The 6,369-nt window shown below is 70.1% G+C and carries 4 protein-coding genes and 1 pseudogene; 2 read left to right on the forward strand and 3 right to left on the reverse strand.

What is annotated here, in order from left to right; all coding sequences use genetic code 11:
- Nucleotides 1-29: 29 nt before the first annotated feature.
- Nucleotides 30-428: a hypothetical protein gene (locus K2X24_RS24195; RefSeq protein ID WP_292501926.1), complete on the reverse strand. Its 399-nt coding sequence runs from the start codon at nucleotides 426-428 to the stop codon at nucleotides 30-32.
- Between the two features lie 58 nt (nucleotides 429-486).
- Here K2X24_RS24195 and K2X24_RS24200 point away from each other — a divergent pair, with 58 nt between their 5' ends.
- Complete coding sequence (locus K2X24_RS24200) at nucleotides 487-1,050, forward strand: TetR/AcrR family transcriptional regulator (RefSeq protein WP_292501928.1); 564 nt, start codon at nucleotides 487-489, stop codon at nucleotides 1,048-1,050.
- 61 nt (nucleotides 1,051-1,111) lie between these two features.
- On the opposite strand, the gene K2X24_RS24205 is transcribed toward K2X24_RS24200, so the two are convergent.
- Nucleotides 1,112-3,544 carry a penicillin-binding protein 1A gene (locus K2X24_RS24205; RefSeq protein WP_292501929.1) on the reverse strand — a complete coding sequence of 811 codons (2,433 nt, stop codon included), beginning with the start codon at nucleotides 3,542-3,544 and terminating at the stop codon, nucleotides 1,112-1,114.
- Nucleotides 3,545-3,793: 249 nt separating this feature from the next.
- Nucleotides 3,794-5,080, reverse strand: coding sequence for an N-acetylmuramoyl-L-alanine amidase (locus K2X24_RS24210; RefSeq protein ID WP_292501931.1), 1,287 nt, complete (start codon nucleotides 5,078-5,080; stop codon nucleotides 3,794-3,796).
- A gap of 780 nt (nucleotides 5,081-5,860) precedes the next feature.
- Here K2X24_RS24210 and K2X24_RS24215 point away from each other — a divergent pair.
- Nucleotides 5,861-6,369: pseudogene (locus K2X24_RS24215) on the forward strand (S1 RNA-binding domain-containing protein); the annotation flags it as partial.

The raw sequence follows: 6,369 nt of genomic DNA on the forward strand, positions 1-6,369 counted from the left end.
CCTATGGGTCAGGCTCACTGAGACTTGGTCTAAGTGGTGAAGAGGACCCGGTACATGACCCGGCCCGGCACCAGCGTGAACAGGCCGGTGACGAGAAGCCCGCCGACGAACAGACCGATCATCGTCCAGCGATGCGCCGCGATCCGCCCCGCCCGGGCCAGGGCGATGCCGGCGGCGAGCACGCCCAGGGTGAGGATCGAAAGGCCGTGAATCCAACTGAAGGGGCCGACCTGCCGCAATTCGTGGATGCCGAAGGACGAGAGGGCGACGAAGGCGAGGAGGCCGACCCAGGCCCGTCCGAGCCGGCGATGCCCCGGCGTGCCCTTCGGCATCGCGAACTGGAGGGTGCCGAGACCGATTCCGAGAATCGCCGCCAGCGCATGCGCCTGAATGACGGGGCCCGAGGCGATCAGGGGCTCGAGCGTCATGCCGTCTCTCCACGTACCTGCTATGTTGACGCGGACAACATGAGGAATGAAGTTGGCAGTGTCAACATCCGAAAAGGCGCCGTATCACCACGGCGATCTCAGGCGCTCGCTGCTGGACGCGGCCTTGGGGATCCTGCACCGGGACGGTATCGGGGCGGTGAGTCTGCGTGAGGTCGCCCGCGTGGCGGGCGTCTCGCACAATGCGCCCTACCGGCATTTTCCGAGCCGGGATGCTCTCCTGGCCGGGGTCGCGGCCGAGGGGTTCGGCCGCCTGCGCGCGCGCCTCGAGGCGGCGGGGGACGATCTCGCGGCGATGGGGGAAGCCTACCTCGCCTTCGCCGTGGCGGAACGCCCGTGCTTCCTGCTGATGTTCGGCAGCAGCCTGTGCAAGGCGAATTTTCCCGACCTCGCCAGTGCCGCCCTCGAGGCCTTGCGGGCACTCGACCGGGTCGCTTCGGGCCGCGCCGTATCCGGGGGCGATGCGTGCGAAATCCGGACCATCGGGCCGGCGACGCTCCGCGCCTGGGCCATCGTACACGGCTTCGCCCACCTCGTCGCCGACGGTCAGTTGAGCCTGGAGGCCGCCTCCAGGGCCCTCGCCGCCGATGGGACGGCTCCCTGACCGCAAGCGAAGAAATGCGTCGCCGGACCGTGTTCGTCCCGGCGGCACGCGTGGCGTGGATTCAGTACAGGCCGCCGGCCTGGGCGGCGCGGTCCGCGTCCGCTGGCACGGCAGCCGGGGCGCTGTCACGGTCCCGCGGGGCGGCGACGTAGGCGTCCGGCGGGGCGGTGCCGGGCTTGAAGGCCTCCAGGATGGTGCCGGGGCCGTCGCCGGAGCCCGCGCGCATGCCGGAGGAGGCCGAGACGCGGATCAGCTTGATGCCCGGGGGCACGCGGAACGGTGTCGGCGGCTTGTCCTTGAGCGCCTGCTTCAGGAAGTCGAGGGCGATCGGGGCGGCGAGGCCGCCGCCGGTGGCCCGGTCGCCGAGGGAGCGCGGCTTGTCGAAGCCGAGATAGACGCCGACGGCCAGGTCCGGCGAGAAGCCTACGAACCACGCGTCCTTGGCGTCGTTGGTGGTGCCGGTCTTGCCGGCGAGCGGCTTGCCGACCTGCTTCAGGATCGTGGCGGTGCCGCGCTGGACCACGCCCTCCATGATCGAGGTCATCTGGTAGGCGGTGAGCGGATCGAGGACCTGCTCGGAATCGTCCACCAGCTTGGGCTCGTCCTGGCCCGACCACTTGTCGGCGTCGCAGCCGAGGCACTTGCGGGTGTCGTGCTTGTAGATGGTCTCGCCGACCCGGTCCTGGATGCGGTCGATCAGGGTCGGGCGGATGCGCCGGCCGCCGTTGGCGAGCATCGAATAGGCGGTGACCATGCGCATGACGGTGGTCTCGCCCGCACCCAGCGACATCGGCAGCACGGGCAGCATGTCGTCGTAGACGCCGAAGCGGCGGGCGTACTCGGCGATGAGCGGCATGCCCACGTCCTTGGCCAGGCGCACCGTCATCAGGTTCTTCGAGTGCTCGATGCCGTAGCGCAGCGTGTGCGGGCCGCCGGACTTGCCGTCGTAGTTCGAGGGCGTCCAGGCCTCCTGGCCGGGGCCCGCCTCGATGGTGATCGGCGAATCCTGCACGATGGAGGACGGGGTGTAGCCGTTGTCGAGGGCCGCCGAGTAGACGATCGGCTTGAACGAGGAGCCGGGCTGGCGCATCGCCTGGGTGGCGCGGTTGAACTGGCTCTCGTCGTAGGAGAAGCCGCCCACCATGGCGTGGACGCGGCCCGTATAGGGGTCCATCGCCACGATGGCGCCGGAGATCTCCGGGCGCTGGCGCAGGCGGTAAAGGCCGCGGCCCCCGTCGATGGCTTCCACGTAGACCACGTCGCCCGGGTTCAGGGCGGCGGCGGGCGAGCGTCCGGTCCAGCGGGTGCCGTCGGCGCCGATGGTGCCGGTCTCGCGGTCCTTGGAGACGTGGCCGGAGGCCTCGCGGCGGGGCTGGAGGCCGATCTGCGCGGCGCCGCCGTTGGTGCTCAGCACCACCGCCAGGCGCCAGGGAGCGACGTCGCCGAGGCCGGAGACCTCCGAGACGGCCAGGCCCCAGTCGCGGCCGACGAGGTCGACCTTGGCCTGCGCGCCGCGCCAGCCATGGGACTGGTCGTAGCGGATCAGGCCGTCCACCAGCGCCTTGCGGGCCCAGGCCTGCATCTTCGGGTCGAGGGTGGCGCGCACGGACAGGCCGCCCTCGTAGAGCTTCTTCTCGCCGTAGCGCTCGGCGATCTCGCGGCGGACTTCCTCGGTGAAGTAGTTGGCGTTGGCGGCGTTGGCGAAGGCGACGCGCGGATTGACCCCGAGCGGCATCTTGCGGGCGGCCTCGGCCTCTTCCTTGGTGATGTACCCGTTCTGGGCCATCAGGCCGATGATCTCGTTGCGCCGGTCCAGCGCCTTCTGGGTCTGGCGGTAGGGGTGGTAGTTGTTCGGCCCCTTGGGCAGGGCGGCGAGGTAGGCCGCTTCGTTGATCGTCAGCTCGTGGACGGACTTGCCGAAATAATCGAGTGCGGCCGCCGCGACCCCATGCAGGTTGCGGCCGGGTACGATGGTGCCGAGGAAGATCTCGTTGAGGTAGAGTTCGAGGATCTTGTCCTTTGAGTAGGCGGCCTCGATCCGGAAGGCGATCAGCGCCTCCTTGGCCTTGCGCTCGAAGGTCTGCTCCGGCGACAGCAGGAAGTTCTTGGCCACCTGCTGGGTGATGGTCGAGGCGCCCTGCTTCTTGCCGCTCTTGAAGTTGGTCAGCGCGGCGCGGACCAGCCCCTCGGGGTCGACGCCGCCGTGCTTGTAGAAATTCTTGTCCTCGGCCGAGAGGAACGCCGCGACCACGATCTTCGGCATCGCCTGGATCGGCAGGTAGAGCCGGCGCTCGGTGGCGTATTCGGCGAGCAGGGAGCCGTCCGCCGCGTGGACGCGGCTCATCACCGGCGGCTCGTAATTGGCGAGCGCGGCGTGGTCCGGCAGGTCCTGGCTGAACTTCCAGTAGAAGAACGCCGCCCCCGCGGCGCCGATCACGAAGACCATCGCGCCGATGCTGAACAGGAAGCCGAAGAAACGAAGGATGAAGCGCATCCGGGTCCCGTCCGTCGATGATCCGCCGCCGCCCGCCGGCCGCGAGAGCACCCGCCACCGTGGCGTGTGCTCCCTGGACCGTGTCCCGGCCCGAAATGCAAGGGCCTCGATGCAAGGGTCTCGCCGCGATCTTGCGGGCGAGGCGCGTGCGATGGGTGGCGTAGGCTCAGGGTGCCCGCGACGGTTCCCGTCGAGGCTCATCGACGTCGATCCGGCCGGGGCGTTGCGAGCCCCGGTTTCACAACCATTCTATGGTGAAACTGGGGCGATTGCCGCCGAGCGCCGGGGCGGAACCGGGCGGGTCAGGGAGGTGCGGTTGCCGAAGAAGGCGTCGATGGCCTTGGCCATGCCGCCGGTGACCTCGGCCCGCCAGCCCTCGGACTGGAGCAGATCGAGGTCGCGCTTGCTCGACAGGTAGCCGAGTTCGACCAGCACGGAAGGCACGTCGGGCGAGCGCAGCACCTGGAAGCCGGCCTCGCGGTGCGGCTTGGCGCTCATCTCCATCACGGGCCCGAGATGGGCCATCAGGTCCTTGGCGAAGCCCGACGAGAAGGTGCGGGTCTCCCGCAGGGTAAGGTCCTGCAGGATGTCGGCGACGTGGCCTGGCCCCTCGTTCGACTCGGTGCCGGCGGCGGCGTCGGCCCGGTTCTCGCGCTCGGCGAGCTTGGCCGATTCGGCGTCGGTGGCTTTCTCGGAGCCGGTGTAGATGGTGGCGCCGCGCACCTGCGGGGCCGACGAGATCGAGTCGGCGTGGATCGAGACGAACAGGTCGGCCTTCGCCTCTCGGGCGAGGCGGACGCGCTCGGAGAGCGGCACGAACACGTCCCGTTCGCGGGTCATGCGCACCCGGTAGCGGCCGCCGGCTTCGAGCCGTGTCACCAGGGCCTGAGCGAAGCCGAAGACGATGTCCTTCTCGAACACGCCCGTGGCCGCGATGGCGCCCGGGTCGGTGCCGCCATGGCCGGCATCCACCATGATGAGGGGGCGGGCATCCGTCGGCTCCGGTGCGGCGGCCTTGCGCTGGGCCGGCGCCGGGTCGCTCGCCACGGCGGCGCGACGGAAAGCGTCGCGGTCGGCGCGCTGGAACTCGACGCTGAGGAGCACGGCGCCGTCGCGGGGGCGGGTCACGGTCTCGATCCGCCCGACGCTGGCGGGCTGGGCGAGGTCGACGACGATGCGCGAGCGGCCGGGGGCAAACAGCCCGTAGCGGAAGGAGGAGACGAGCCCGTCGCGCTTGCGTCCGGTCTCGGGGCCGAGCTGGAAGTTCACCTCGGCGAGGTCGATCACGGCCCGGTCCGGCCGCTCCATCACGAAGGCCTTGGCCTCGATGGCCTTCGAGAGCGTCAGGGTCAGCCGGGTGGTGCCCGCGTTCGTCGAGAGCTCGGCCGCGATGGCGACGGCGGCCTGGGCGCCCCGCGCGGTCGCGCGGGCCTTGTCGCCGTCCTGGGCCAGGGGACGCAGGGTGCCGGCGGGCACCATGCCGGCGGCGAGAAGTGCCACGGCGGCGGAGCGGAGCAGGGGCGAGCGTATCGGCATCGGTCCGGCTTTCGTCCCTGGAGGGGCTGGCTCGCGAACGCGCTTCGGCGAGCCGTGCGCTTAAGGGATACGGACGGGATGGTTAACCGTTCCTCAAACCCCGCGTTCCGATTCGCGAGGCCTTGTGGCCCTTCGGCGACAGCGCGGCCCGGCGGGCGAAGGCGGATCTCGGCGAATGAAGGTCCGTGCCGGCGCGGGCCCTTTCCGATGAAGGTCCTTGCCAAAAGGTCGCGACGCTCTGTAATGGTAGGGTCCCCTTCCCGGTGCCGCGCGGTTTGCTCCGCGGCCCGCGGGCGCGGTCCGGCTTCATGCGGGATCGCCTTCGCAGTCGGCTCTTCGCGTCAGACCGTTTCACGTCGGACGATGCGGCGCTTCAAATCCGGGTGGGAGTCGGTTCATTCGGCGGCTTCCGATCGGGCCGCCGCACCGTTCTTGGAGTGCACGGCCTGTCTTCGGACGAGCCCACACACAGTCTTCGCGAGGTCAGGGAGAGAATGAGCGGACACACAGCATCGGTTGCCGTTGCTCGTGTTCAACGCCTGCGCGTTTCGCGTGGCGCCGCCTTCTCGTCGACCCTGGCCAGGATCAACCCCACGCGCGCCGAGATCCGGCGCCCTACGGCGGTTGGCGGCAATCCCTTCCCCACAGCTTCCGCGACCCCCTTCCCCGGGTCGTCACGTGCGCTGACCCCACCATCCGATGCGTCGGGATCGGGGGGCGCACCATCGGGACCGCGCGGTTCGAGGAGAACGACGTCGACCGCCATGTCGAAAGTTCGTCATGGCCAACAACAACAAGATGCTCATCGACGCGATGCACCCGGAGGAGACCCGGGTCGTCACGGTTCACGGGTCGCGGGTCGAGGAATTCGACTTCGAGGCCGCCAACCGGCGTCAGCTTCGCGGTAACATCTACCTCGCCAAGGTGACCCGTGTGGAGCCCTCGCTCCAGGCGGCCTTCATCGAGTACGGCGGCAACCGCCACGGCTTCCTCGCCTTCAGCGAGATCCACCCGGACTATTACCAGATTCCGCTGGCCGACCGGCAGGCGCTGCTGGAGGACGACGCCCGCGAGGCGGAGGAGCACCGGGAGCGCGAGGAGCGCAAGCCCCGCCGCCGCTCGCGCGGCCGTCGCGACGGCAACGCCGCGAAGGTGGCCCGGACCTCCGAGAGCGTGACCTCCGAGGCGTCCGAAGACCGTCCCGAGGGCGAGCCGGCGATCGGCGCGGCCGACGCGCTGCTGGAAGGCGGCCTCGCCACGACGCACGAGTCCGCGGCGCATGAGTCCGC

The organism is Methylobacterium sp. (genome assembly GCF_019750675.1).
Taxonomy (GTDB): domain Bacteria; phylum Pseudomonadota; class Alphaproteobacteria; order Rhizobiales; family Beijerinckiaceae; genus Methylobacterium.

What these genes read in the sequence shown, in the direction of transcription:
- K2X24_RS24210 (WP_292501931.1), bottom strand. Translation starts at nt 5,080, where the DNA reads ATGCCGATACGCTCGCCCCTGCTCCGCTCCGCCGCCGTGGCACTTCTC.
- K2X24_RS24195 (WP_292501926.1), bottom strand. Translation starts at nt 428, where the DNA reads ATGACGCTCGAGCCCCTGATCGCCTCGGGCCCCGTCATTCAGGCGCAT.
- K2X24_RS24205 (WP_292501929.1), bottom strand. Translation starts at nt 3,544, where the DNA reads ATGCGCTTCATCCTTCGTTTCTTCGGCTTCCTGTTCAGCATCGGCGCG.